The organism is Pseudomonas sp. NFACC08-1 (assembly GCF_900106735.1).
Taxonomy (GTDB): Bacteria; Pseudomonadota; Gammaproteobacteria; order Pseudomonadales; family Pseudomonadaceae; genus Aquipseudomonas; species Aquipseudomonas fluorescens_Q.
The window spans coordinates 166,187-189,647 of record NZ_FNNL01000008.1 but is presented as its reverse complement, the minus strand read 5'-3'; the positions used below and the strand labels follow the sequence as shown (position 1 = coordinate 189,647).

General features: G+C 61.3%; 23 protein-coding genes. 7 read left to right on the top strand and 16 right to left on the bottom strand.

What is annotated here, in order from left to right:
* Positions 1 to 2: 2 nt before the first annotated feature.
* Entirely contained in the window at positions 3 to 1,307 is a 1,305-nt protein-coding gene (gene fahA / locus BLU76_RS18225; protein ID WP_092223749.1) for a fumarylacetoacetase, read from the top strand.
* 10 nt (positions 1,308 to 1,317) lie between these two features.
* Positions 1,318 to 1,953, top strand: a complete 636-nt coding sequence (gene maiA, locus BLU76_RS18220; protein WP_092223747.1) for a maleylacetoacetate isomerase — start codon at positions 1,318 to 1,320, stop codon at positions 1,951 to 1,953.
* 165 nt (positions 1,954 to 2,118) lie between these two features.
* Here maiA and BLU76_RS18215 read toward each other — a convergent pair whose 3' ends face one another.
* Positions 2,119 to 2,922 carry a SirB1 family protein gene (locus tag BLU76_RS18215; protein ID WP_063324442.1) on the bottom strand — a complete coding sequence of 268 codons (804 nt, stop codon included), beginning with the start codon at positions 2,920 to 2,922 and terminating at the stop codon, positions 2,119 to 2,121.
* Positions 2,923 to 3,109: 187 nt separating this feature from the next.
* On the opposite strand from BLU76_RS18215, the gene BLU76_RS18210 reads away from it, so the two are divergent.
* A complete protein-coding gene (locus tag BLU76_RS18210) occupies positions 3,110 to 4,129 on the top strand; it encodes a Glu/Leu/Phe/Val dehydrogenase family protein (RefSeq protein ID WP_003205422.1) in 1,020 nt (339 codons plus the stop codon).
* 268 nt (positions 4,130 to 4,397) lie between these two features.
* Here BLU76_RS18210 and glyA read toward each other — a convergent pair whose 3' ends face one another.
* From glyA to BLU76_RS18185, 5 genes are all read right to left on the bottom strand, one after another.
* Positions 4,398 to 5,636 (bottom strand): serine hydroxymethyltransferase, encoded by a 1,239-nt coding sequence (gene glyA, locus BLU76_RS18205; protein WP_092223746.1) that lies wholly within the window; start codon positions 5,634 to 5,636, stop codon positions 4,398 to 4,400.
* Between the two features lie 11 nt (positions 5,637 to 5,647).
* Complete coding sequence (gene thrC / locus BLU76_RS18200) at positions 5,648 to 6,901, bottom strand: threonine synthase (RefSeq protein ID WP_092223742.1); 1,254 nt, start codon at positions 6,899 to 6,901, stop codon at positions 5,648 to 5,650.
* A gap of 93 nt (positions 6,902 to 6,994) precedes the next feature.
* Positions 6,995 to 7,426, bottom strand: a complete 432-nt coding sequence (locus BLU76_RS18195) for a Rid family detoxifying hydrolase (RefSeq protein WP_003205417.1) — start codon at positions 7,424 to 7,426, stop codon at positions 6,995 to 6,997.
* Between the two features lie 30 nt (positions 7,427 to 7,456).
* Positions 7,457 to 8,629 (bottom strand): NAD(P)/FAD-dependent oxidoreductase, encoded by a 1,173-nt coding sequence (locus BLU76_RS18190; protein WP_092223740.1) that lies wholly within the window; start codon positions 8,627 to 8,629, stop codon positions 7,457 to 7,459.
* Positions 8,626 to 9,831 carry a benzoate/H(+) symporter BenE family transporter gene (locus BLU76_RS18185; protein WP_063324446.1) on the bottom strand — a complete coding sequence of 402 codons (1,206 nt, stop codon included), beginning with the start codon at positions 9,829 to 9,831 and terminating at the stop codon, positions 8,626 to 8,628. The genes BLU76_RS18190 and BLU76_RS18185 overlap by 4 nt, the downstream gene beginning before the upstream one ends.
* Before the next feature lie 342 nt (positions 9,832 to 10,173).
* Between BLU76_RS18185 and BLU76_RS18180 the strand changes: the two genes are divergently transcribed.
* Entirely contained in the window at positions 10,174 to 11,565 is a 1,392-nt protein-coding gene (locus BLU76_RS18180) for an aminotransferase-like domain-containing protein (RefSeq protein WP_092223738.1), read from the top strand.
* Between the two features lie 74 nt (positions 11,566 to 11,639).
* On the opposite strand, the gene BLU76_RS18175 is transcribed toward BLU76_RS18180, so the two are convergent.
* The gene (locus BLU76_RS18175; protein ID WP_063324447.1) at positions 11,640 to 11,900 is read right to left on the bottom strand and encodes a YebG family protein; all 261 of its coding nucleotides are present in this window, start codon (positions 11,898 to 11,900) and stop codon (positions 11,640 to 11,642) included.
* Positions 11,901 to 12,215: 315 nt separating this feature from the next.
* On the opposite strand from BLU76_RS18175, the gene BLU76_RS18170 reads away from it, so the two are divergent.
* The gene (locus tag BLU76_RS18170; RefSeq protein WP_063324448.1) at positions 12,216 to 12,716 is read left to right on the top strand and encodes a phosphate-starvation-inducible protein PsiE; all 501 of its coding nucleotides are present in this window, start codon (positions 12,216 to 12,218) and stop codon (positions 12,714 to 12,716) included.
* Here BLU76_RS18170 and BLU76_RS18165 read toward each other — a convergent pair.
* Positions 12,713 to 13,030 (bottom strand): DUF3509 domain-containing protein, encoded by a 318-nt coding sequence (locus BLU76_RS18165; RefSeq protein ID WP_063324449.1) that lies wholly within the window; start codon positions 13,028 to 13,030, stop codon positions 12,713 to 12,715. The genes BLU76_RS18170 and BLU76_RS18165 overlap by 4 nt on opposite strands.
* A gap of 508 nt (positions 13,031 to 13,538) precedes the next feature.
* Here BLU76_RS18165 and BLU76_RS18160 point away from each other — a divergent pair.
* Positions 13,539 to 13,949 carry an HPF/RaiA family ribosome-associated protein gene (locus tag BLU76_RS18160; RefSeq protein ID WP_092223736.1) on the top strand — a complete coding sequence of 137 codons (411 nt, stop codon included), beginning with the start codon at positions 13,539 to 13,541 and terminating at the stop codon, positions 13,947 to 13,949.
* A gap of 81 nt (positions 13,950 to 14,030) precedes the next feature.
* On the opposite strand, the gene fecA is transcribed toward BLU76_RS18160, so the two are convergent.
* The 4 genes from fecA to BLU76_RS18140 form a co-directional block, all read right to left on the bottom strand.
* A complete protein-coding gene (gene fecA, locus BLU76_RS18155) occupies positions 14,031 to 16,370 on the bottom strand; it encodes a TonB-dependent Fe(3+) dicitrate receptor FecA (RefSeq protein WP_092223734.1) in 2,340 nt (779 codons plus the stop codon).
* 108 nt (positions 16,371 to 16,478) lie between these two features.
* Complete coding sequence (locus BLU76_RS18150) at positions 16,479 to 17,438, bottom strand: FecR domain-containing protein (RefSeq protein ID WP_092223732.1); 960 nt, start codon at positions 17,436 to 17,438, stop codon at positions 16,479 to 16,481.
* Positions 17,435 to 17,923, bottom strand: a complete 489-nt coding sequence (locus BLU76_RS18145) for a sigma-70 family RNA polymerase sigma factor (protein ID WP_092149430.1) — start codon at positions 17,921 to 17,923, stop codon at positions 17,435 to 17,437. The genes BLU76_RS18150 and BLU76_RS18145 overlap by 4 nt, the downstream gene beginning before the upstream one ends.
* Before the next feature lie 129 nt (positions 17,924 to 18,052).
* Positions 18,053 to 18,928 carry a helix-turn-helix domain-containing protein gene (locus tag BLU76_RS18140; RefSeq protein ID WP_092223730.1) on the bottom strand — a complete coding sequence of 292 codons (876 nt, stop codon included), beginning with the start codon at positions 18,926 to 18,928 and terminating at the stop codon, positions 18,053 to 18,055.
* A gap of 136 nt (positions 18,929 to 19,064) precedes the next feature.
* On the opposite strand from BLU76_RS18140, the gene BLU76_RS18135 reads away from it, so the two are divergent.
* The gene (locus tag BLU76_RS18135; RefSeq protein WP_072344318.1) at positions 19,065 to 19,967 is read left to right on the top strand and encodes a DMT family transporter; all 903 of its coding nucleotides are present in this window, start codon (positions 19,065 to 19,067) and stop codon (positions 19,965 to 19,967) included.
* Between the two features lie 222 nt (positions 19,968 to 20,189).
* Here the strand turns inward: BLU76_RS18135 and BLU76_RS18125 are convergent, their stop codons facing one another.
* The 4 genes from BLU76_RS18125 to BLU76_RS18110 form a co-directional block, all read right to left on the bottom strand.
* Positions 20,190 to 21,161: a 2-hydroxyacid dehydrogenase gene (locus tag BLU76_RS18125; protein WP_063324456.1), complete on the bottom strand. Its 972-nt coding sequence runs from the start codon at positions 21,159 to 21,161 to the stop codon at positions 20,190 to 20,192.
* Between the two features lie 115 nt (positions 21,162 to 21,276).
* Entirely contained in the window at positions 21,277 to 22,026 is a 750-nt protein-coding gene (locus BLU76_RS18120; protein WP_092223725.1) for a YkgJ family cysteine cluster protein, read from the bottom strand.
* 79 nt (positions 22,027 to 22,105) lie between these two features.
* The gene (locus BLU76_RS18115; protein WP_072344311.1) at positions 22,106 to 22,432 is read right to left on the bottom strand and encodes a hypothetical protein; all 327 of its coding nucleotides are present in this window, start codon (positions 22,430 to 22,432) and stop codon (positions 22,106 to 22,108) included.
* Between the two features lie 101 nt (positions 22,433 to 22,533).
* Positions 22,534 to 23,436, bottom strand: coding sequence for a chemotaxis protein CheV (locus tag BLU76_RS18110; RefSeq protein ID WP_057451776.1), 903 nt, complete (start codon positions 23,434 to 23,436; stop codon positions 22,534 to 22,536).
* Between the last annotated feature and the right edge of the window lie 25 nt (positions 23,437 to 23,461).

The following is a 23,461-nucleotide window of genomic DNA, read 5'->3' as shown; positions in this document are numbered from 1 at the left end:
CCATGACTCAACTTTCCCCTGCCCGTAGCTGGGTCGCCTGTGCCAACGGCCATGCGGACTTCCCGTTGCAGAACCTGCCATTGGGTATCTTCAGTGTCGATGGCGGTGCCCTGCGCAGCGGCGTGGCGATTGGCGAGCGGATTTTCGATTTGCAGGCGGCGCTGCACGCGGGCTTGTTTGACGGCGCGGCACGCCAAGCTGTCGAAGCCATGGCCGACGGCCAGTTGAATGGGTTTTTCGACCTTGGCCGAGGCGCCCGGGTTGCCCTGCGTGAGCGACTGCTGGAACTGCTGCGCGAGGACAGCCCCCTGCGGGGCAAGGTCGAAGCCCTGGGCGCGAAACTGCTGCTCCTCGCTGCCGACTGCCAGATGCACCTGCCGGCCAGGATCAACGACTACACCGACTTCTACGTCGGTATCGAGCATGCGCAGAATGTCGGCAAGCTGTTCCGCCCCGACAATCCGTTGCTGCCCAACTACAAATACGTCCCCATCGGTTACCACGGTCGCGCCTCGACCATTCGCCCGTCCGGCACCGACGTGCGTCGCCCCAAGGGCCAGACCCTGCCGGCCGGCCAGACCGAGCCGACGTTCGGCCCGTGTGCACGGCTGGACTATGAGCTGGAGCTGGGCATCTGGATCGGCAAGGGCAATGCCCTGGGCGAACCGATCCCTATCGGCGATGCCGCCGAGCACATTGGCGGGTTCTGCCTGCTCAACGATTGGTCGGCCCGGGACATCCAGGCCTGGGAATACCAGCCCCTGGGGCCGTTTCTGTCGAAGAGTTTCCTGACCAGTATTTCGCCATGGGTGGTAACGGCTGAAGCCCTGGAACCGTTCCGTCGTCCGCAACCGGCACGCCCGCAAGGCGATCCGCAGCCGCTGCCGTATCTGCTGGACAAGCGTGACCAGGCCGGTGGTGCCTTCGACATCGAATTGGAAGTCCTGTTGCTGACCGAGGCCATGGGCCAGCAAAACCTGCCGGCCCAGCGCCTGACCCTGAGCAACACCCAGTACATGTACTGGACCGTGGCGCAAATGGTCGCGCATCACAGCGTCAACGGTTGCCAGTTGCAGGCCGGCGACCTGTTTGGCTCGGGCACCTTGTCGGGCCCTGAAAACCATCAATTCGGCAGCCTGCTGGAAATCACCGAAGGCGGTAAAAAACCGATCGAACTGGCGTCTGGCGAAGTGCGCCGATTCCTCGAGGACGGTGACGAAATCATCTTGCGGGCCCGTTGCCGCCGCGAGGGTTTCGCCTCCATCGGCTTCGGCGAGTGCCGGGGCAAGATCCTGCCGGCGCGTTGAGGGGCAGGGCATGGAACTCTACACCTACTACCGCTCCACCTCGTCCTATCGGGTGCGCATTGCGTTGGCGCTCAAGGGGCTGGATTACCAGGCCTTGCCCGTCAACTTGATCGCTGCGCCTGGGGGCGAGCATCGCCAGCCAGCCTATCTGGCGATCAACCCCCAGGGCCGGGTACCGGCGTTGCGTACCGATGAGGGCGCGCTGCTGGTGCAATCGCCCGCCATTATCGAATACCTGGAGGAACGTTATCCACAGGTGCCGCTGCTCAGCGCCGACCTGACGGTGCGCGCCCATGAGCGTGGCGTCGCCGCGCTGATCGGTTGCGATATTCACCCCCTGCACAACGTCAGCGTGCTCAACAAATTGCGGCAGTGGGGCCACGATGAAACGCAGGTGACGGAGTGGATCGGGCACTGGATCAGCCAGGGATTGGCGGCCGTGGAGCAGTTGATGGGTGACGACGGCTATTGCTTCGGTGCAGAGCCGGGGCTGGCGGATGTGTACCTGATCCCGCAGTTGTACGCGGCTGAGCGGTTCAATGTGTCTTTGCAGGCGTATCCACGGATTCGTCGGGTCGCGGCATTGGCGGCTGGGCATCCAGCGTTCCAACAGGCGCACCCGGCGAATCAGCCGGATACCCCCTGAGGGCTTCACACGGTTCTGAAAACCAGGTGATCCCCTGTGGCGAGGGAGCTTGCTCCCGCTGGGACGCGAAGCGTCCCCAAGCTTTTCGGCGGTTGCTGCGCAACCGAGCGGGAGCAAGCTCCCTCGCCACAGGGCCGTCATCGCTCCTGAACAAAGTCCACCGGTTCAATGCACCACCGAATTCGGCGGCAAATGCCCCAGCCGCTCGGTCAACCGGATTCGCTGGATCGGATCGTCGCTGAGCATCAGGGCATGCTCCAGGTCGAAGCGTTCGGCGTTGGGGCAATCGAGTCGCTGGTACAGGCTGGCGCGGGCCAGGTAGTCGGCGGCGCTGGCGTTGCCCAGTTCCAGTACCCGTTCGGCGTCGATCAAGGCGGCGATGTAATCGTCGTTCGCCAGATGCAGTTGACGCAGGTTGCGCGACAGGCGCTGCAGCATCTGCATCGGCTCGGCATTGACCAGGTGTTCAGCCTTGAGCTGCATGTTCGCGCCGTATTGGCGCTGTAGCAGTTCCCGACAGTCATTGGGGTACAACCGACGGCCGCCGCACGGATCGAGCAGGTGATCGGCGCCGGGTACCTTCAACAGGAAATGCCCGGGGAAATTGACACCGACCATCGGAATTTCCAGGCCTCGGGCCAGTTCCAGGGCAATCAGCCCGAGAGCCAGGGGCTGCCCGCGTTTGCGTGCCAGGACTTTGTCCAGCAACGCTGCTCGTGGTCGCAGAGGCGTGAAGTCGTCCTGGGCGAAGCCCAAATCATTGAGCCGTCGCAGCAAGGGCTGGCCCAGTTCGCTGACAGGCAGCATCGGCAGGCCATGGCTGACCCGCTGTTGCAGCTCCTTGAAATCCTTCAGCAAGGCCGGTACGTCGACCTCGCGATCATGTTCGGCGGCGATCCACAGCGCCGCTTCGAACAGCGCCGGTGGGGAGCGGTGCAGACAATCAAAAAAGGCTTGGCGCGGTTTCATCGAACTCTCCGGGCTACGCTCCCGTTTTAGCCCTGCCGTGGATTTTCGTCCAGTCTCGGACAGAGGCTATGACAGGTTATGCCGAAAAAGACTGAGCACGGTGGCGACTTATTCCTGCGTGCTCCAGCAAATTTCGACTGCGCGCCTATACTGGCGAAACAAACAAAAGTGATTCGGGAGCCTTTCGATGTTTGCTCTCATGCAAAGCTCCCGCCTTGAATCGCTGCACCTAAGCGTAGACCCGGCAACCGGGTTGAAGGCGGTGATTGCCATTCATTGCAGTCGTCCGGGGCCCGCCCTGGGGGGGTGTCGTTATCTTGCCTACCCCGACGACGAAAGTGCCGTGGCCGATGCCGTACGCCTGGCCCAAGGCATGAGTTACAAGGCGGCGCTGGCCGGCTTGCCCGTGGGCGGCGGGGTGGCGGTGATCATGCGCCCCGCCCATGTCGAGAGTCGGGCAGCGTTGTTCGAAGCCTTTGGTCGTTGTATCGAGCAGTTGGACGGTCGCTATATCACGGCCATCGACAGCGGCACGTCGGTGGCCGACATGGATTGCATCGCCCAGCAGACTCGCCATGTCACCAGCACCACCGCCTCGGGAGACCCCGCGCCCCACGCGGCAATGGGGGTTTTTGCCGGTATTCGTGCCACCGCCATGGCCCGCCTGGGCAGCGATAACCTCGAAAGCCTGCGGGTGGCGATCCAGGGCCTGGGCAACGTCGGTTATGCCCTGGCCGAACAACTGCACGCCGCAGGTGCCGAGCTGCTGGTCAGTGACATTGACCCAGGCAAGGTGCAATTGGCGATGGAGCAACTCGGCGCCCATCCGATCGCCAACGACGCGCTGCTCAGCACGCCCTGCGACATCCTTGCTCCTTGCGGGCTGGGTGGGGTGCTCAACAGCCAAAGCGTGGCACAACTGCGCTGCTCGGCCGTTGCCGGCTCGGCCCATAATCAGTTGAGTAACCTGCAAGTGGCCGACCAGTTGGAAAGACGTGGAATCCTCTATGCGCCGGACTATGTGATCAACTCCGGTGGCCTGATCTACGTCGCCCTGAAACATCGCGGCGAAGAGCTGTCGACGATCACCGCGCACTTGTCGAAGATCGGTGCCCGGCTCACGGAAGTCTTTGCCCATGCCCAGGCGGAGAAGCGCTCACCGGCCCGGGTGGCCGATGAGCTGGCGGAGCGTTTGTTGTACCGCTGAAAAGCCAATTGTGGGAGCGAGCAAGCTCGCTCCCACAGGTTTTTTCTGGTGCTCCCAGACTGACTATTCCCGCCAACAAAACACCAACCCTGTGGCGAGGGAGCTTGCTCCCGCTCGGCGGCGCAGCCGTCGTAAAACCGGCTGGCGCGGTCTGCCTGAACGGTCGCGGTGATCCAATGGGGCCGCTTCGCAGCCCAGCGGGAGCAAGCTCCCTCGCCACGGTTTGTGCTCGCCTCTATTGCATTGCGCTTAAGCGACGGGTGTTGGCTTACCTCAACAGATACACCGGAAAGCATTCGCACAAATGCATCACTCGACGCCGGGTGTTGTCCAGGCGTGATGCGTTGTCCGGCTGTTCCAGCAGGTCGGCGATCAAGTTCGCGACTTCGGCACATTCCGCTTCACCAAAGCCACGGGTGGTCAGCGCCGGCGTGCCGATGCGAATGCCGCTGGTGATGGCCGGTTTCTGCGGATCGTTGGGGATCGCGTTTTTATTCAAGGTGATATGGGCGCTTTCCAGCAACGCTTCGGCGTCTTTGCCGGTGATGTTCATCGAGCGCAGATCGAGCAGGAACATGTGGCAATCGGTACCGCCGGACACCACACGCAAGCCGCGTCGGGTCAGGACGTCGGCCATGACGCGGGCGTTGTCGATCACCCGCTGCTGGTAATGCTTGAACCCGTCGCCCAAGGCTTCGTTGAACGCCACGGCCTTGGCGGCGATGACGTGCATCAGCGGGCCGCCCTGGTACACCGGGAAAATCGTCTTGTCGAGCAGGGCTCCATATTGCGCCTTGGCCAGAATCAGGCCGCCGCGCGGGCCGCGCAAGGTCTTGTGGGTGGTGGAGGTGATGAAGTCGGCGATGCCAACCGGCGACGGATAGACGCCCGCGGCGATCAAGCCGGCGTAGTGCGCCATGTCCACCATCAGGTAGGCACCGATTTCATCGCAGATCTTGCGAAAGCGCTGGAAGTCGATGGTCCGGGAATAGGCCGAGGCCCCGGCGATGATCATCTTCGGCCGGTGTTCCCTGGCCAGGGCTTCCATTTCTTCGTAGTCGAGGGTTTCGGTTTCCGTGTCCAGGCCATAGGAAAATGCCCGGTAGATCTTGCCGGAAAAATTCACCGAGGCGCCGTGGGTCAGGTGGCCGCCATGGGCCAGGGACATGCCCAGGATGGTATCGCCGGGTTCAAGTACCGCCAGGAAAACCGCCTGGTTGGCTTGGGAGCCGGAGTGCGGCTGCACGTTGACGTATTCGCAGTTGAACAGCTTGCGAGCGCGTTCGATGGCCAGGTTCTCGATTTCGTCGACGACCTTGCAGCCGCCGTAGTAACGCTTGCCCGGATAGCCTTCGGCGTATTTGTTGGTGAGCACGGAACCCTGGGCCTGGAGCACTTCCTCGCTGACATAGTTTTCCGAAGCGATCAGCTCCAGGTGGGTTTCCTGGCGGTTGCGCTCGCGGTCGATCAGGCGGGCAAGGGTGGGGTCGAAATTTTGCAGGCTCATGGTGCGATTCCCTAGATAAGCGCCTCGGCCAGCGGCGCAGTCACGTGATGCGGCAACACCCGTGGCTGGCTTTTGGTCGAGTCGGATAGAAAAATGGAGGTGTCTTTCAAACCGCTGCCGGTGATCAGGATCACGGCGGTTTGCGGTGTGTCGGGGTGTGTTTCGGCGTACTTGAGCAGACCGGCGAAGGCACTGGCGGCGCCGGCTTCTGGAAACACGCCGGTGCTGGCGGCCAATCTCGAGGCGGCGGCGACAATGCTCGGATCGCTGACACAGATGAACTCACCGCCGCTGGCGGTGACCGCACGCATGGCCTTGAGGCGATCACGCGGCAGCGCCACATTGATGCTGCTGGCCAGGCTGGTGGGGGGGCGGCGCTCGGTTTTCTGCATCGAGCGGTCGTTGCGCCAGGCGCGGTACATGAAGTTGCTGTGCTCGGCCTGCACGCCGATCAGGCGAGGGATGCGTTCGATCCAGCCCAATTGCAGCAAGTCGAAAAAGCCTTTGTAGACCGAGCCCAGGATGCAGCCGTTGCCGACGGGCACGAACACCAGGTCCGGCACTTGCCAGTGGAGTTGTTCGCACATCTCGAAGGCGACGGTCTTCTTGCCTTCGCTCATGTACGAGTTGATCCCGGTGGTGCGGTTGTACCAGCCGTGCTCTTGGCAGGCGTTGAGACATTGTTCGAAGGCTTCGTCATATTGCCCGTCGACCAGCACGATCTCGGCGCCGTAGCCCTGCATCTGCGCGAGCTTTTCGCGGGGCGCGCTCTTGGGCAGGTAAATGACGTTGTGCAAGCCCAGGCTGGCGCTCATCCCGGCCAATGCCGAAGCGGCATTGCCGGTGCTGGCCACTGCCACGGTGCGTGCACCGGATTGCAGGGCGTGGGCTACCGCCAGGGCGCTGGCGCGATCCTTCAACGACCCGGTCGGTTGCCGCGATTCGTCTTTTACGAAGACTTTGATCCGGGCGCCCTTGCCGAGCAATTCCGGGCGCGAGTACAGCGGCGTGTTGCCCACCAGTAACGGTGGAATGAACTGCGTCGAGCTCAACGGCATCAAGCGGTCATAGCGCCACATGCCACGGGCGTGGTCATGGGCCAGGCTGTCCCGGGACCATTCGCGCTTGAGTGCCGGGTAATCGTAAAGCGCGTCCAGGGCACCATCGACTTTGCAATGAGGGCAGTAATAGCTGACCTCATGGGGCTGGTAGCTTCGATCGCAAACCAGGCACTGCAATACATACTCTCTGTACGAATTTTTCATGTCACCCTCCGAAAGTACGCTGTGCTGGTGCTTTCCTTGCCAACGTCGGTCCAGCTCACCAGACCGACGGGCACTCCGCTGACAGAAGGTGTTTCAGATCACCATGATGGCGTCGATGGCAACCAGGGTGTTGCGTGCCAGTGCACTGGCGCCCGCGGTGGTGCGGGCCGGGTAGGGCTTGGTGAAGTACTCTTCCATGACGCGGTTGAGGGTCGGGAACTCACTCAAGTCAGTGATGAACGCCGTGACCTTGACCACGTTCGCCAGGGTGCCACCTGCCGCTTCGGCCATTTGCACCAGGTTGTCGAGGGTCTGGCGCAGTTGGCCTTCGAAATCCTTGGCCAGCACTTCGTTGTTCAGCGCCGAGACCGGGGTCTGTGCCGACAGGTAGATGGTCTGCCCGTGGCTGACCTTGATGCCCTGGGAATAGGTACCCAGCGGCAATGGCGCCTTGTCGGTGAAAATGACGTTCTCTTCGCCCAGGAAAGGTTTGGCGGCGGGCTGGATTTGAGCGGTGGTTTGCATAGTGACGTTCCTTGTTAAGTGGGATGGGGGTTAGTGCAAATCGGCAACCTGCTTGACGGCCTGGCTGGAAAATTCCTCATCGCGGCAACGGGCCGGGGAAAAATGCTGATAGTTGAGCTGCAGCGCCGCCAGGTCGTCCGGCATGGCGATGCCCAGCGCCGCATGGCTGCACAGGCGTGCAATGGCGGGCGCAGCCTGGATGCCGTAGCCACCGAGGGCGGCGAGCCAGATAAAACTCTCTTGCTGTGGGTCCTGGCCGAGCACCGGCGAGCGGTCGGCGACGAAGGTTCGCAGGCCCGCCCATTTGTTGATGATCGAGCGCGGACGCAGGCGCGTGGTGTTTTGCAGGCGATCCATGGTGATGGCCAGGTCAAGCTCTTCCGGCAGTGCGTCGCAGGGCAACGAAGGGCTTTCATCGCAGGGGGAGACGATCAGCCGCCCGGCTTCAGGCTTGATGAAAATGTCCTCGTCGACCGTGCCCAGGTAGGGCGTGTGGTGCACGTCGCACTGTGGATCGACCGCCAGTACGGTGCGCCGCAATGGTCGGACACCGACCTTGGGCACGCCGCAGCGCTCGGCGAATTCGTCGGCCCAGGCACCAGCGGCGTTGACCACGATGGCTGCTTGCAATTGCTGTCCGTCCTGGGTGTGCAAGCGCCAGTGCCCGTCGCGATGTTCGCCACGCAGCACTTCGGTCTCGCGCTTGATCACGCCACCACGGGCCCGCAGCCCACCGAGGTAGGCGCCGTGGATGCCATGCACATCCAGATCGAAGGCGCTGGGCTCGTAGATCCCGGCGCTCCAGGCGCCTTCGGCGAGGTAGGGGACCAGCTCCTGCACTTGCTTGTCGTCGAGCAGCTCGGCCGTGGGCACTTGCCCCAGGACGGCGCTGAAACGCGCTTTGAGTTTGTCCACCCGTGCCGCCTGGGCCACGATCAGCGCGCCCCGGGGCGACCATAGCGGATGCTCGGCCAGGCCCTCGGGCGGGTTCTCGAAAAAGCGCCGGGATGCGCAGGTCAGTGAGCGGATCTGTTGGTTGCCGTAGCTTTCCATCGAGATCGCGGCTGAACGCCCCGTGGTGTGATAGGCCAGTTGCTGTTCCTGTTCGAGCAGGCAGACGCTGCCATGGGCTGCCAACTCATAAGCGGCAGACACGCCGGCGATGCCACCACCCACCACAATGAAGTCGTAACGAGTGGTCATGGTCGGCTGCCCTCGGCAATAACGGCGGCTTTGCGTTCGCGGGTGTAGGTCAGCACGAAGTGCGCCACGAGGCCGAAGATCAAGCCCCAGAACGCGGCGGCCAGGCCGAGGAAACTCATGCCCGAAGCCGTTACCAGGAAGGTGATCAGTGCCGCTTCGCGTTGTTTCTCGTCAGCCATGGCGCCGGTCAGCCCGGCACTGATCGCGCCAAACAAGGCGAGACCGGCGAGGGAGGCGATCAATTCTTTCGGCAGTGCGGAGAACACCGAGGCCAGGGTGGCGCCAAAGGTCCCCATCAGAATGTAGAACACCCCGCAGGCGATCCCGGCCATGTAGCGTTTGTCGCGGTCTTCGTGAGCTTCGCGGCCGGTGCAGATCGCTGCGGTAATGGCCGCCAGGTTCAAACCGTGGGAACCGAACGGGGCCATCAGGATCGAGCCAATCGCGGTGACCGAAATGATCGAGCGTGCTGGCGTGTTGTAGCCAGAGGTGCGCAATACCGCCATGCCTGGCACGTACTGGCCGGTCAAGGTCACCAGCGCCAGGGGCAGGCCGATGTTGATGATTGCATGCCAGTTCCATTCAGGGGCGATGAAGACCGGTTGGGCCACGGCGATGGTGATCGAGGTGCTGTTGAGTTCACCGAACGAGGCGGCCACCGCGCAACCGACGATCAGCACCGACAGGATCGCGTAGCGTGGCGAAAAGCGCTTGAAGATCAGGTACGCCGCGATCATCGCCAACACCAGCGCCGGCTGCAGTTTGATCGACGTGAACAGCTCGGCGCCGAAGCGGAACAGGATCCCGGCGAGCATGGCGGCGGCAATGGCCTTGGGCAGGCGGCTCATCAGTTTGTCGAACGCACCGGACAGGCCGACCAACGCGATGATCATCGACGCCACCACATAGGCACCGATGGCCTGGGGCAGGGTCACGGTGGGCAGCATCGACACCAGTAACGCTGCACCCGGTGTCGACCACGCGGTGATGACCGGAACACGCAGGCGCCAGCTCAGGAACAGGCCGGTAATCCCGCTGCCAATGGAAATGGCCCAGATCCATGAAGACACCACGTCATTGGGCAGGTGCGCTTCCTTGGCTGCCTGGAACACGATGATGAGTGGGCCTGCGTAGGAAATGATCACGGCGATGAAGCCCGCGATGATCGCCGACAGAGATAGATCCTTTCTGAATGTGTCCATGATGTCTCGACTTGGCGCGACAGGAGCGCGCAGTGAATGATTGAGTCGATTGCTTCGATTCGGGATCAGTGTATTTGAATGAATTGAGTTGATTCAATAGGGGGCGGGATTGTTACGAGATATTTTTCTGCCATGACAGGCTATTTTTGCGATTTTTATGAATTAACTATTTGATTTTAAATAATATTATTTCTAATAAATTTTTCTTCATGTCGCATTGAAAAACGATTCAATAATCGTATCAATCGATTCAATGTGTCGATTGTGTCGAATTATTAGTTGCCTAACCTCCATGTGATATGCTCGGATATTCATCATTTCTACGATGGGCAGTGATCATTCATGTGGGTTCCCCAGCTAAGCGAGTTCAGCCAACCGATGTATTTGTCGATTGCCGATGCGTTGGCGCGCGATATCAACAACGGCGTGCTGAACGAGGGCGATCGCCTGCCGACCTTGCGGGAGTTGGCCACCACCTTGAATGTCACGCCGGGCACCATCAGTCGGGCCTATAGCGAGGCCCATCGGCGTCGGTTGGTGCAGGGGGAGGTGGGGCGTGGCACTTACGTGCTCAACCAGAAGCAGCTGGAGCTGCCGGCCAGCAACAGTGCCGCCGCGCCACTGAACCTGGGGCAATCCGAACTGCTCGATCTTTCGATCATCAAGCCCTACAGCGAAACCCTGGAGTACTGGTTGCGTGGCGCCCTGGTGGGCATGGCCAAGAGCACCGATTTCGCTCGCGCACTGGATTACGCGCCGGATGGCGGTCACCCGGCGCATCGCGAGGCGGGGGTGCAATGGTTGCGTCATTCATTGCCCGACGCGCAATGGCAGCAAGTGGTGATTACGGCAGGGGCCCAGCATGGCTTGATGGTGGCGATGAGCGCCCTGACCAACGCCGGTGACCTGGTGCTCTGCGAAGCGCTTTGCTACCCGGGCATCATTTCCCTGGCCCACGGTCTTGAGCGTCGCCTGCGTGGCGTGCCAATGGATGACGAAGGCATCATTCCCGAAGCGTTGCGCGAGCTGTGCCTGCGAGAGAAGCCGGCGATGCTGGTCTGCGTGGCGACTTGCCAGAATCCGACGGCGGCGATCATGTCGCAGAAGCGCCGGGCCCAGATCGCCGCGCTTGCCGAGGAATTCGACTTCATCATCCTGGACGATGATATCTATGGCTTCCTGGCCACCGATCCGTCGATCAAGCCGCTGTCGGCCTTTGCGCCGGACCGTTCGGTGTACCTGACCAGCCTGTCGAAATCGGTCATGCCGGCGCTTCGCGTCGGTTATATCTACAGCCCGCCAAAACTGCTGTCGCGCCTGACCTCGATGGTGCGCAGCAGCGTCTGGATGCCGTCGCCATTGACCGCGCAGTTGGCCAGCAATGTGATTACCGAAGGCCTGGACAAGAAACTGATTCGCATCCAGCGCAACGAGGCGGCGGGGCGACAAGCGATCGCCCGGGAAATCTTTGCCAATTTCGAGCTCAAGACCCAGCCATATTCCTATCACGTCTGGTTGACGCTGCCGGAGCCATGGACCAGCGATGAGTTCACCATGCTCGCCCGGGCCAACGGCGTATTGGTGCTCAGCGGCACCCAGTTCCAGGCTGAGCGCTCAGGCACCACTCGCTGTGTACGGCTGGTGTTGATGTCCCCCACCAGCCAGGACGAACTGCGTTTCGCCCTGACCAAGCTGGCGAGCCTGATCGATTCGGATCCGCGCCGTTATTACTGAAAAGATCGCAGCCTTCGGCAGCTCCCGCACGGTGTATTCCCTGTGTGAGCTGCCGAAGGCTGCGATCTTTTTAGTTATTCGTTCGACGGATTGAGCAGTTCGGACAAGGCGTCCGGCTGGCTCTTGAACGCCTTGGCGAACACATCACGATTCTTCGCCATGTAGATCCCGGCTTCCTCGACCTGTTGCTCGCTCAGCGATGGAACGGCTTTTTGCAACACTTCTGCCAGCAATTCGGCGAGTTCCAGCATTTTGTCATGACGGTCAGCTTCGGCTTTATCCATGAACAAGCGCTCCAGATCTCGGCTGCTGCGGTATACCACTTCGACGGCCATTCACCACCTCACATGCCTTCACATTGGTTGTCTTTGTGACTACTGTATTTATATACAGGCAAAAGAATAAGCGAATCCTGTTGCTTTGGATAGTGGCTTTTTAATGTAGACCGGTTTCGGCATGTGAGGGCAAAGCTTGTGGGAGCAAAGCTGGTGTGGGAGCTTGCTCGCGATACGGCGAATGAAGCTCCCAAAAGTGCCGGATACCAGCCTATCGCCATCTCACCTTCAGTCGCTGGCCTTTTTTCTGCATGCAGAACAACCGTCACGTCCAACCCGCATCATCCGGTCGAGTCGACCTAAGGAAACTACATCGTGAAAATCAACTGGGCCGAGACCCTGCGCCAGAACGTCCATCAACTGGCCGAGTCCCTGGGGAACCTGTTCGTCGAGACCTTCCATTACCTGGCCCTGTTCGCCATTGGTGCGGTGACCGCGTGGGCGGCGGTGATGGAATTCTTGCAGATGATCGAAGCAGGACACATCAAGATCGATGACATCCTGCTGCTGTTCATCTATCTGGAATTGGGGGCGATGGTCGGGATCTACTTCAAGACCAACCACATGCCGGTGCGGTTTCTGATCTACGTGGCGATCACGGCGCTGACGCGGCTGCTGATTTCCAACGTTTCCCATCACAGCCCGCCAGACCTGGGGATCATCTACTTGTGCGGTGGCATCCTGCTGCTGGCGTTTGCGATCCTGGTGGTGCGCTACGCTTCGTCGCAGTTCCCCTCGGTGAAGATCGAGCACCCGCACCGCAAGGTCGGCGCGGGTTCCAGCGAACATGCCGAGGTGGAGAAAGGAGAAATCTAGATCCCGGCGGCAGAGGGCGCCGGCCCCTGTGCGTGCGGTGGTGGCAGCTTGATGCTGTCACCGCCGGTCATGGCTTCGAGGATGGCCACGGCGCTGTGGCCCTGCTCAATGGCGATGCCGAACTGAATGCTTTGCACCAGGCGCTTGAGACGCTCCGGGTCGTTGCGCTGCAGGGCGCTGATCATGCGTTTGGCGACGATGCGCCCGCTCTTGGACAGGGTCAGCATGATGCTGCCGTCCAGGCCCTGAATGCTCAGGTTGATTTGATAATGCGGCGCAAAGGCGTCGGTAATGATCTGAAAAGGGTTGTCCATGATGCGTCACCGCCTGATTGAACGTGCAGTTGTTGACCGGCCATGATCGGGATTAGTTCGCAACGCCGGACCACCGGCCATTCCATGATCGTGTTCAGCTCAAGATTCCAGGGGCCAGGCAGGCCTCAGGATCAAAAGATCGCAGCCTGCGACAGCTCCTACAGGGAGTTAGCAAGTGGCATGCCGGAAAAACTGTCGGACAATGATCACGGAGCCTGGGCGCCGAACGCTCTGGAATGCGGCTGTGGTCGCTGCCCGTTTCGGGGCAATAACGCGCGGATGTTCGCTGACGGTGCAGGTGGGGAGGCGATTTACGGTGGGTAGGCAGGGCAGGGGCAACTCCCGACATTAACAGCGCTTTTGCCTGTTGTCTGGCTTTATTTGCGTATGAATATTTATCTTTTTTTAGGGGTTGAATTGTTCTTCCGCCAGCCCGACTCTGTATTCAAGGGGCCGTTGCATCAACGTCGACGGCCCCCGGCGAGCTAGCTGAAATAAGGGATGAACTATGCAAATCCAAGTCAATAGCGATAACCATATTCAAAGCAGCATCCGACTGGAGGAGTGGGTACGTACTACCATCGAAAGCACGCTCGAACGTTATGAAGAGGACCTGACACGGGTTGAGGTTCATTTGCGAGACGAGAACGGCGACAAGCCGGGTCCCCATGACCTGCGTTGCCAGCTTGAAGCACGGCCGAAGGGCCATCAGCCGATTTCCGTGACGCACAAGGCCGAATCGCTGGAACTGGCGATCGAAGGCGCGGCCACCAAACTTGAAAATGCCCTGGAGCATTTGTTCGGCAAACTGCGCGGCAAGCGCGCCGCCGTTGCGACACCGACCGAATCCGTTGCCTTGGCCGATGCGCTATTGGAAGAAGAATTCCTGGAGAACGAACGGGCCGCCCTCAACGGCTGAGCCCGATCGCTTGAAGTCACTCACCGAACGGGCCTGCAATCGCAGGCCCGTCTTGTTTCAGCGGTTCACCGTAGCCCCGAATCAAAACGCCACGGACGTCTGCACATACACCGTGCGCGGTTCCCCCACGTACTTGCCTCGGTTGTTGTCGTCGAACGAGCGGGTGAAGTATTGGGTATTGAAGATGTTCTTCACGCCCACCGCCACGTTCAGGTCCGACAGTTGCGGGCCGAAATCATAGGCAGCGCGGCTGCTGAACAGCATGTAGCCGGGGATATTGCCGGTACTGCCGTCGGCGCTTTCAGCCCGGGTGTTGGCGTTGTCGGCAAACTGCGCGCTCTGATAGGTGCTGTCCAGGTTCAGCTTCCACGGCCCGTCCGTATAACCCACGCCCAGTGTGCCTTTGTGCTTCGAAGAGAATGGCACGCGGTTGCCTTTGTTCGGTCCGTCTTCACGAATGGTGGCATCGACGAAGGCATACGTGGCATACACGTCGAAACCGGCCAGTGCAGGGCTCAGGCCATCAAGGGCGTAGTTGATGCTGGTTTCGATGCCTTGGTGGCGAGTCTCGCCTCGGGCGATCACCGAATCGTTGGTCTGATTGCTTTCATACTGGTTGTCGAAGTTGATCAGGAACGCGCCGATCTCCGCCCGCAGGTTGCCATCGTCATAGCGGGTGCCAAGCTCCCAGGTGCGGGCCTTTTCCGGTTTCACTTCGCCGCTGCTGACACGGTTGGGCATCTGGCTGTACTGCACACTGCCGAACGAGCCTTCGGTGTTGGCATACAGATTCCACTCATCGGTCAGGTGATACAGCACGTTCAATGCCGGCAAGGCCGTGTTGTAGTCGCCCTTGTACTTCACATTCGTCAGGTTGTTGGTCTGCTGGGATTCGATCATTTCGTAGCGAACACCCGGCGTGATGGTCCATTTTCCGATGTCGATCCGGTCATCGATGAAAAATGCATTGGCCTCGGTGCCCCCGCGCGTATCACGGTCGTTGCGGCTGGAGGTTGTCGGCAATTCGTTGCTGGCGATCGGCGTGCGGTATCGCAGTTCGTGGCCGGCCTCGTTGATGTAGCGATAGCCGATGCCAACCTCGTGGCTGGTCGGGCCGAGGTCGAAACCCTGGGCGAAACGGGTTTCCAGGCCGCGTACCCAATATTCACGGGGTGACAGGGACAGGAAGGTGCCTTGGTCCAGGTAGCCGCTGCGCAAGGTCTTGGTGAAGAACGTGCTGGCGGTGAATTCCCGGCGGTCCTGTTGGTAGCGGTAGCCGACATTGACCAGGGTGCGACGGCCCCAGAAACGGTCGTTCGGACGCGTGGATTGATACGGGTCGGCATCGTAGTCGGCCACATTCAGGCCGCCGGGCATGTCGGCTTCGCCTTCGTAATACTGGGCCATGGCATTGAAACTGTTGGCCTCGTCCAACTGGTAGTTGCCCTTGAGGATCAGGTCATCGATTTGTGTGTCGCTATGTTCGCGCCAGTCGCCGCCGCGGGTGCCGGAATACAGCAGGGCACCGCCCAAGCCGTTGTCGGCGGTGCCGCCGGCCAGCAGATTGGAGGAGGTCTTGAAGCCGTCATGGCTGGAGGACGGGCTCGTCTCGGTCTGCAAGCCCCCTTTTATCGTGGGTGCATCGGGAATCGCCCGCGTCACGAAGTTGACCACGCCGCCGACGTTCTGTGGGCCGTAGCGCACCGCGCCGCCGCCGCGCACGACATCTACCGCGTCCATGTTACCCATGCTGACCGGCGCGAACGATAGCTGCGGTTGGCCGTAAGGTGCGAAAGGCACCGGGATGCCGTCCATCAGCACCGTGGAGCGTGAAGCCAGGCGAGGGTTGAGCCCGCGAATACCGAAGTTCAGCGCCATGTCATGGCTGCCGGTGCCATTGTTTTCCGGTGCATTGACGCCGGGAATGCGATTGAGCACATCCCGCGCCTGCGTCGCACCCTGGCGTTCGAACGTTTCACGGCGGATAACGTCACGAGCGCCGGGGTGTTCGAAGACATTGGCCTGCGCGGCGTCGCCGAGCCAGTCTCCGACCACGGTGGTGGTGCCGATGTCCAGCGCGGTGGTGGAGGCCGGCTGCAGGCTGAAGGCATTATCTCCCTCGGGCCGGGCTTGCAGGCCTGTGCCTTCGAGCAGCGCACTGAGCCCTTGCTCTGGGCTGTAGCTGCCTTCCAGGCCACGACTCTGCAGACCAGCGGTCGTCTGCGAGCCGAAGGAAATCAACACCCCGGCCTCCCGCCCGAACTGATTGAGGGCATTTTCCAGTGACGACGGCGCGATGTGATAGGCCTTGGCATCTGCAGCCTGTACGCAAGGCAGTGCGACGAAACTCAAGCTGGCCCCCAGGAGCCATTGACGCAGGGTACGGGCGAGCGGGGTGAGGCGGGTAGGTTGCTGCGGCATGGATGAGGATCCCGAGAAGGTTGTATCGAAGTGGCTTTCCTTCTCTGTCACCCGAGTCCGGGAAAACGGCTCACGGTTGCGTGTTTTTTTTGGCAAGGCGATCATGGTTCAAGCGCGAGCCTCGACCGAGACCCAATAGCGGGTAAAGCGGCGTACTTTTACCGGCAGGCTGACTTCCAGCAGATCGAGGATTCGTTCGCTGTTGTCCAGCGGATAAGTTCCGGAGATCAACAGGTTGGCGACCGCCTCGTCGCAGCGCAATTGGCCGCGGCGGTACCGGCCGAGTTCGTCGAGAAAGTCCGCCAGGCGCATGTGCGCGGCTATCAGCATGCCCTCCGTCCAGGCACCGCTGTTGGCATCCAGCGCCGTGGCGGGCCCGGCGCCGTTGATGCCAAGGCTCAGTTGCCGTGATGTGCCCAGCAACGACGACGGGCCGTTTCGGCTGCGAATGTCCACCTCGCCGTCAAACACCGCCACTTGGGTGTGTTCCGGATATTCACGTACGTTGAACCGGGCGTTGCGGCTTTCCAGCCGGCCATGGGCGGTCAGTACGTACAGGGGCCTGGGGTCCCGGGCCGCAGTCAACAACAGTTCACCCTCCAGCAGGCGGATCAAGCGACGTTGAGCGTCGAAGCGAACGTCGACCGCGCTGCCGCTGTTGAGCTGCAACTGGCTGCCGTCATCCAGCATCAGGCGACGCCGTTCGCCCACCGGGCTGCGGAAATCGGCCATCAAGGGTGGCAGCCATTGGCGCTCACGCAGGCCCCAGGCCAACGTTGAGCCGGCCCCCAGTACCAGCAACGTCTTGAGTGCCCGCCGCCGCATGGCGGACTTCGGTGCATTGAGGGCCGCATGGGCTAACGCAGGGGATACGCTACGCAGCCGTTGATTGACCCGTTGGATATGTTCCCAGGCGCGGCGATGTTCGCTATGGGCATCGAGCCATTGCTCCCAGGCTTGCTGCTGGCGGGTGTCGAGTGGACCTTGCTGCATTTCCAGGAGCCAGTGCACGGCCTGCTCGGCAACTTGGGCGCTGACGTCAGGTGCGCCATTGATCGACGGGGTCATAAAGCAAAGTAGCAGCGCATCGCTGCCTTGTTCAGATGGCGCTTGACCGTTGCCAGGGAAATCCCCAGTTCACGGGCGATTTCGTTGTAGGTCAGGCCATCGACCTGGGCCAGCAGAAACGCCTGCTTGACCGCTCGCGGCAACCCATCGAGCAGTTGGTCCAGTTCCGTCAGGGTTTGCAGGATGATTGCCCGTTCTTCCTCCGACGGCGCCACCTGCTCCGGCAGTTGGGCGAGGGTGTCGAGGTAGGCGCGCTCCAGGTCCTGGCGGCGGTAATGGTTGAACAGTACGCGCTTGGCAATAGTCGTAAGGAACGCGCGGGGTTCCAGGACAGGCTGCGGATCGCGCGTCGTCAGTACGCGCATGAACGTGTCCTGCGTCAGGTCGGCGGCACTGTCGGGGCAGCCGAGTTTTCTTCGCAACCAGCTGTTGAGCCAACTGTGATGGGCGTTGTAGAGCACTTCGACGGTGTGTGCAGGCGGCAACGAGGAACATCCCGACAGCGCTGAGCTGTGCTAGAGAACAAGAATTGTTCGCATTGTAGGGGCGCGGCAGTGGCTACGGCAATCGGGATCAGTGCCTGGTTGTTTCATTTGACCGGAGCGCGGTGGTGCCTAGCGCAAGAATGCCTGTCGATATTCCCCGGGGCTTGCCCCCAAGGTCTGGCGAAAACGATTGGTGAAGTGGCTGGCGCTGGCAAATCCGCAGGCCAGCGCCACGTCGCCCAGCGGTTGTGAGGTGGTGCGCAGTAAATGCCGCGCGCAGGTCAAGCGTCTGGCCAGCACATATTGATGAGGAGGCAGCCCGAAGCTCTCGCGGAACATCCGCGCGAAGTGGTATTCGGACAACGCACACAACGCCGCCAATTGGCCGAGGCTGATGGCATCGGCCAAGTGGCTGTCGACGTAATCCACCAGCAACCGCCGCTGATGAGCGGCCAGGCCGCCTTTGAGGCGAAGTCCCTGGCGTTGGCCCACCTGGCTGAGCAGCAGGTGATTGAGCAAGTCATGGGCCAGGCTGGTGGTCAGCAGGCGTTCACCGGGTTCGTCCCAGTTCAGCGCGATCAACTGGCGAAAACGCTGTGCCTGTCGCGGGTCGTCGAGGAAGGTCTCTTCGTGCAGTTGCACCTGCCGGGGTTCGCGGTCCAGCAGTGTGACGCAACCAAGGGCAAATTGTTCAGCACTGAAATACAGGTGGGCGAGGCGAATGTCGCCGTTGATGACCCAGGCTGATTCATGCCCGGCCGGCAGGATGCAGAGTTTGTCCGGTGCCCCCGTGGTGTCGGGCCGCTCGCGGCGAAACGTACCGGTGCCGCCAGCGATGTAGCACGACAGCGTATGGTGCGTTGGCGCCTCGTAGTCCCGGGCGTCGTGGTGGTTGCTCCACAAAGCGGCCGCCATGCCGTCCCCGAGCTCGGCGCTGTGCTCCAGGCGAGCATTGGGCGAGCTGTTGAGGGCTTGAAAGACTTGTAGGGTTTGCAGTGTGGACATGATCGGTTCTCCAACGCTTGCATCCTACTCTGTCGGTCGATCCGTGCCAGCCTGTCAGCCGACAAAACCGCAAGTTTACGCAAGCGCCGGGTCAATGGCAGCGGGACACTGAGCGTCATTGTCAGGAGCCGTCACCATGAACCTCTCGTTGTACCTGCTTACCGTGCTCATCTGGGGCACCACCTGGATTGCCCTGAAATTGCAGTTGGGCGTCGTCGCCATTCCCGTGTCGATTGTCTATCGCTTCGGCCTTGCAGCCCTGATCCTGTTTGCGATGCTCTTGCTCAGCCGGCGCTTGCAGGTGATGAATCGGCGCGGCCATTTGATTTGCGTTGCCCAGGGCCTGTGTCTGTTCTGCATTAATTTCATGTGCTTCCTGACCGCCAGCCAGTGGATTCCCAGCGGGTTGGTCGCTGTGGTGTTTTCCACCGCCACGCTCTGGAACGCCCTCAATGCCCGCGTGTTCTTCGGTCAGCGGATTGCCCGTAACGTGCTATTGGGGGGCGCCCTGGGGCTGCTGGGGCTGGCGCTGCTCTTCTGGCCGGAACTGGCCGGCCATAGCGCAAGCCCGCAAACCTTGCTTGGCTTGGCGCTGGCGTTGCTGGGCACCTTGTGTTTCTCGGCAGGCAACATGCTGTCGAGCCTGCAGCAGAAGGCGGGCCTCAAGCCGTTGACCACCAACGCCTGGGGCATGGCCTATGGCGCGGCGATGCTGGCGGTGTGGTGTGCGTTCAAAGGCATCCCGTTCGACATGGAATGGAGCACACGCTACATCGGCTCGCTGTTGTACTTGGTGATCCCAGGTTCGGTGATCGGCTTTACGGCCTATCTGACGCTGGTGGGACGCATGGGCCCGGAGCGGGCGGCGTATTGCACCGTGTTGTTCCCGGTGGTGGCGTTGAATGTCTCGGCGTTTGCCGAAGGGTATCAGTGGACCGCGCCGGCGCTGGTCGGGTTGGTCCTGGTGATGCTGGGGAACGTGCTGGTGTTCCGCAAGCCGCGGCCGGTGGCGACGAATGTCGCGCTGGGTGCCCGCTGAGACAGAACGCCTGGCGATAACCCCGTGGCGAGGGAGCTTGCTGTGGCGAGGGGATTTATCCCCGTGGGGCTGCGGAGCAGCCCCAAACCCTGACAGCTCGGTGAGTCAGGTCGACCACATCAGCCGGATCAGGGCTGCTGCGCAGCCCAACGGGGATAAATCCCCTCGCCACAGCAAGCTCCCTCGCCACGGTGTGTTCCGCCGGGGACTTTTGCGGAAGGTTTACTTCCAGACTTGCGGGTTGACCAGGTTCTTTGGTCGCTCGCCCAACAAGGCACTGCGCAAGTTATCCACAGCCAGATTGGCCATGGCCTCACGGGTTTCGTGAGTCGCCGAGCCAATGTGGGGCAGGGTCACGGCGTTTTTCAGCTGGAATAGCGGCGATTCGGCCAATGGCTCTTTCTCGTAGACATCCAGCCCGGCACCGCGGATGCGGTTGTTCTGCAACGCTTCGATCAACGCTGGTTCGTCTACCACAGGGCCCCGGGAAATGTTGACCAGGATGGCACTCGGCTTCATCAGGCCCAGTTCACGCTGACCGATAAGGTGGCGGGTCTTTTCGCTCAACGGTACGACGAGGCAGACGAAGTCCGCTTCGGCCAGCAACTGATCCAATTCGCGAAACTGTGCGCCCAGTTGGTTTTCCAGTTCAGTCTTGCGACTGTTGCCGCTGTAGAGGATTGGCATGTTGAATCCAAGTCGGCCACGCCGGGCAATGGCCGCGCCGATATTGCCCATGCCGACGATACCCAGGGTCTTGCCATGTACATCGCTGCCGAACAGTTGCGGGCCGACTGTCGCCTGCCATTGGCCAGCCTTGGTCCAGGCGTCCAGTTCGGCCACGCGCCGGGCGCTGCTCATCAGCAGGGCGAAGGCCAGGTCGGCGGTACTTTCGGTGAGCACGTCGGGGGTGTTGGTGAGCATGATCCCGCGTTCATTGAAGTAGGCCAGGTCATAGTTGTCGTAGCCCACCGACACGCTGGAGACCACTTGCAGGTTCGTGGCGCTCTGCAGTTGCTCGCGGCCGAGCTTGCGACCGACACCGATCAGCCCGTGGACGTGAGGCAAGGCTTCGTTGAACTGCGCGTTGATATCGCCGTTCGACGGATTGGGGACGATCACGTCGAAGTCCTGGCGCAGGCGTTCGATCATGGGGGGCGTGATACGGCTGAAGGCAAGTACGGTTTTTTTCATCGTGCAAGGCTCATCTGCAGGGAATACCAAGCACGCTAACATTCATGGCGCGGGTTAGGCGAGAGGGGAGAGTGTAATCGCAGCGCCGCCAGTCCTCTGGGGGATCTTTACAGACTCAGGCGGCTCGCAGGGAAATGAACGCGTAGGTGACCGGTGCTTCAGTGACCACCCGCGCGCCGCTGGCCGAGACCTGGTTGGCCACATCCTCGCCGGACAGGTGGAACTGCCATTCGCCAGCCGCTTGGTCCAACGGCCGAGAGCGGGCTTGATCGATGGCGGCGGCAAACGCAGCCATGTTCGGCAGGTAGGCCGTGAATCCGTCGCCCTTCAACGCCGTCGTGTGGATACCCAGGGACATGCAGATGCGTTCCTTGATCGCGATTTCCTCACGATCGGCCTGGCGTGAACGCTCGATCAACCGGGCCAGTTCCTGGTCCACCAATTCACCGCCAAGTATCAACTGCGGCCCCGTTTCCCACGACTCCGGTGGGCAATCCTTGGCGGCGGGATTGAGCGGGATGTGTGGGTTGATTTCCATGGGATAGATGCGGCACACCAAGGGTCTGCGCTCATAGATGCGGCACAGGTTTTCGTCGTCCAGATTATGGCAACGACCCACGTTATAAGCGGCGAGCGTGATCGCCACCAGCGCGTCGCTCGTGCCGCTACGGACCACCGCCGAGCGTCGTTCGGCATGCTCGCGTTGCCCTGCCGGCAGGCCGAGGCCATTGGGCAGGAAGGCTTCCACCAGGACAATCACCTGGCCGCCGTCGTCCGCCCACATCCGGGCCTCGTCGAGGGTCAGGGGGACGTGGTGATCGGTGCAGCATTTGCCGCACCCTACACAGGAAAACGTTGTGTTCATTGAGCGCCCGGTCGCAGAAAGCTGGGGACGGCGACAGAAAAACGCCGTGATGGACCGTGCGAAGCAAGTTATGCGCCACTCACCGGTCGGTAGCGGCAGGGTGGATCGAGTCCCACTCGGTCACGTAGGCGGTTTTGGTTTTTTTGCGGTAGAGGCACAACTCGGTGCCGATCGCCCCTTTCATGTGTTCCTGCGGATATTGGCCTTGCAGCAATAGCGCGGTGTAGCCGACCCGGTCGTCGAATTGAGCGGCGCTACCTACCGGCTCAGCGCTCTTCAAGCTGCTGGCCTTGATGCAACTGGCCAGCACGGCTTTATCGTGGGTGGCCCAGGCGTCCGGGCTGGAGGCATGAGCCTGGGAGGCCAGGACGGTGAGACCAAGGAGAATCAACAGACGGATTTTCATCAGGGAGCCTTGTTCCGGGAAGCCAGGACAAGAGTATGCCTGAGGTTGTCGGACGGTGATCGCTCCCGCGCTGGAACGCAGAAGCGAGCAACCGAGATGACTCAGTGACCTTGCTCGGCAACGGCCTTGGCCGCCGTGATCAGGCACTTGGTCAGTTCCGGTGAAGAGAACTTGGTGAGCACGCCGTTGGCACCCGACAGCCGGGCTTTTTCGCTGTTCATGGCACTGTCCAGCGAGGTGTGCAGCAACACGTAGAGGTGGGCGAAGTCAGGCGTTTCGCGCAGGGTCCGGGTGAGGGCATAGCCGTCCATCTCGGACATCTCGATATCGGAGACGATCAGGTTGATCTGTTCGGCCGTGCCTTGCAGGTCCAGCAGGCATTCGATGGCTTCCTTGGCGCTGCGGGCGGTGTGGCATTGCAGGCCCAGGTTGCGCAGGGTGTGTACCGATTGCTGCAGCGCGACCTGGCTGTCATCGACCACCAGGATCCGTGCGTTGCCCAGCACCTCGGCGTCTTCCATGCTCAGTTCGGTCGGCGCGGTTTCGATCTGCGCTGGCGCGATGCCGTGGATGACCTTTTCGATGTCCAGCACCTGCACCAGCGTGCCGTCCACCGAGGTCACGCCGGTGATGAACGAACGCACACCGCCGGAGCCGTAGGGCGGTGGTTTGATGTCGGTGGTCAGGCAATGCACGATCTTGCTCACGGCCTGCACATGCAAACCCTGTTTGGAGCGGCTGACGTCAGTGACGATCAGGCAGCCACCATCCGGGTCTTCCAGCGGTCGCTCGCCAATGGCGCGGCTCAGGTCGATCACCGACAACGATGTCCCGCGCAGGGTGGCGATGCCTTTGACGTGCGGATGCGACTCCGGCAGCTTGGTCAATGGTGGGCAGGGAATGATTTCGCTGACCTTGAGCAGGTTGATTGCCATCAGCTTGCCGCTGCGCAAGGTAAACAGCAGAAGCGAAAGTGAATCTGCGCGGGCTTTGTTGGAAGACATAAAAACCTTCTGTGGAAAAAGGTGG

Bases quoted from the DNA above. Each gene is read 5' to 3' on its own strand.
- fahA (WP_092223749.1), top strand. From the start codon at position 3: ATGACTCAACTTTCCCCTGCCCGTAGCTGGGTCGCCTGTGCCAACGGC.
- maiA (WP_092223747.1), top strand. From the start codon at position 1,318: ATGGAACTCTACACCTACTACCGCTCCACCTCGTCCTATCGGGTGCGC.
- BLU76_RS18215 (WP_063324442.1), bottom strand. From the start codon at position 2,922: ATGAAACCGCGCCAAGCCTTTTTTGATTGTCTGCACCGCTCCCCACCG.
- BLU76_RS18210 (WP_003205422.1), top strand. From the start codon at position 3,110: ATGTTTGCTCTCATGCAAAGCTCCCGCCTTGAATCGCTGCACCTAAGC.
- glyA (WP_092223746.1), bottom strand. From the start codon at position 5,636: ATGAGCCTGCAAAATTTCGACCCCACCCTTGCCCGCCTGATCGACCGC.
- thrC (WP_092223742.1), bottom strand. From the start codon at position 6,901: ATGAAAAATTCGTACAGAGAGTATGTATTGCAGTGCCTGGTTTGCGAT.
- BLU76_RS18195 (WP_003205417.1), bottom strand. From the start codon at position 7,426: ATGCAAACCACCGCTCAAATCCAGCCCGCCGCCAAACCTTTCCTGGGC.
- BLU76_RS18190 (WP_092223740.1), bottom strand. From the start codon at position 8,629: ATGACCACTCGTTACGACTTCATTGTGGTGGGTGGTGGCATCGCCGGC.
- BLU76_RS18185 (WP_063324446.1), bottom strand. From the start codon at position 9,831: ATGGACACATTCAGAAAGGATCTATCTCTGTCGGCGATCATCGCGGGC.
- BLU76_RS18180 (WP_092223738.1), top strand. From the start codon at position 10,174: ATGTGGGTTCCCCAGCTAAGCGAGTTCAGCCAACCGATGTATTTGTCG.
- BLU76_RS18175 (WP_063324447.1), bottom strand. From the start codon at position 11,900: ATGGCCGTCGAAGTGGTATACCGCAGCAGCCGAGATCTGGAGCGCTTG.
- BLU76_RS18165 (WP_063324449.1), bottom strand. From the start codon at position 13,030: ATGGACAACCCTTTTCAGATCATTACCGACGCCTTTGCGCCGCATTAT.
- BLU76_RS18160 (WP_092223736.1), top strand. From the start codon at position 13,539: ATGCAAATCCAAGTCAATAGCGATAACCATATTCAAAGCAGCATCCGA.
- fecA (WP_092223734.1), bottom strand. From the start codon at position 16,370: ATGCCGCAGCAACCTACCCGCCTCACCCCGCTCGCCCGTACCCTGCGT.
- BLU76_RS18150 (WP_092223732.1), bottom strand. From the start codon at position 17,438: ATGACCCCGTCGATCAATGGCGCACCTGACGTCAGCGCCCAAGTTGCC.
- BLU76_RS18140 (WP_092223730.1), bottom strand. From the start codon at position 18,928: ATGTCCACACTGCAAACCCTACAAGTCTTTCAAGCCCTCAACAGCTCG.
- BLU76_RS18135 (WP_072344318.1), top strand. From the start codon at position 19,065: ATGAACCTCTCGTTGTACCTGCTTACCGTGCTCATCTGGGGCACCACC.
- BLU76_RS18125 (WP_063324456.1), bottom strand. From the start codon at position 21,161: ATGAAAAAAACCGTACTTGCCTTCAGCCGTATCACGCCCCCCATGATC.
- BLU76_RS18120 (WP_092223725.1), bottom strand. From the start codon at position 22,026: ATGAACACAACGTTTTCCTGTGTAGGGTGCGGCAAATGCTGCACCGAT.
- BLU76_RS18115 (WP_072344311.1), bottom strand. From the start codon at position 22,432: ATGAAAATCCGTCTGTTGATTCTCCTTGGTCTCACCGTCCTGGCCTCC.
- BLU76_RS18110 (WP_057451776.1), bottom strand. From the start codon at position 23,436: ATGTCTTCCAACAAAGCCCGCGCAGATTCACTTTCGCTTCTGCTGTTT.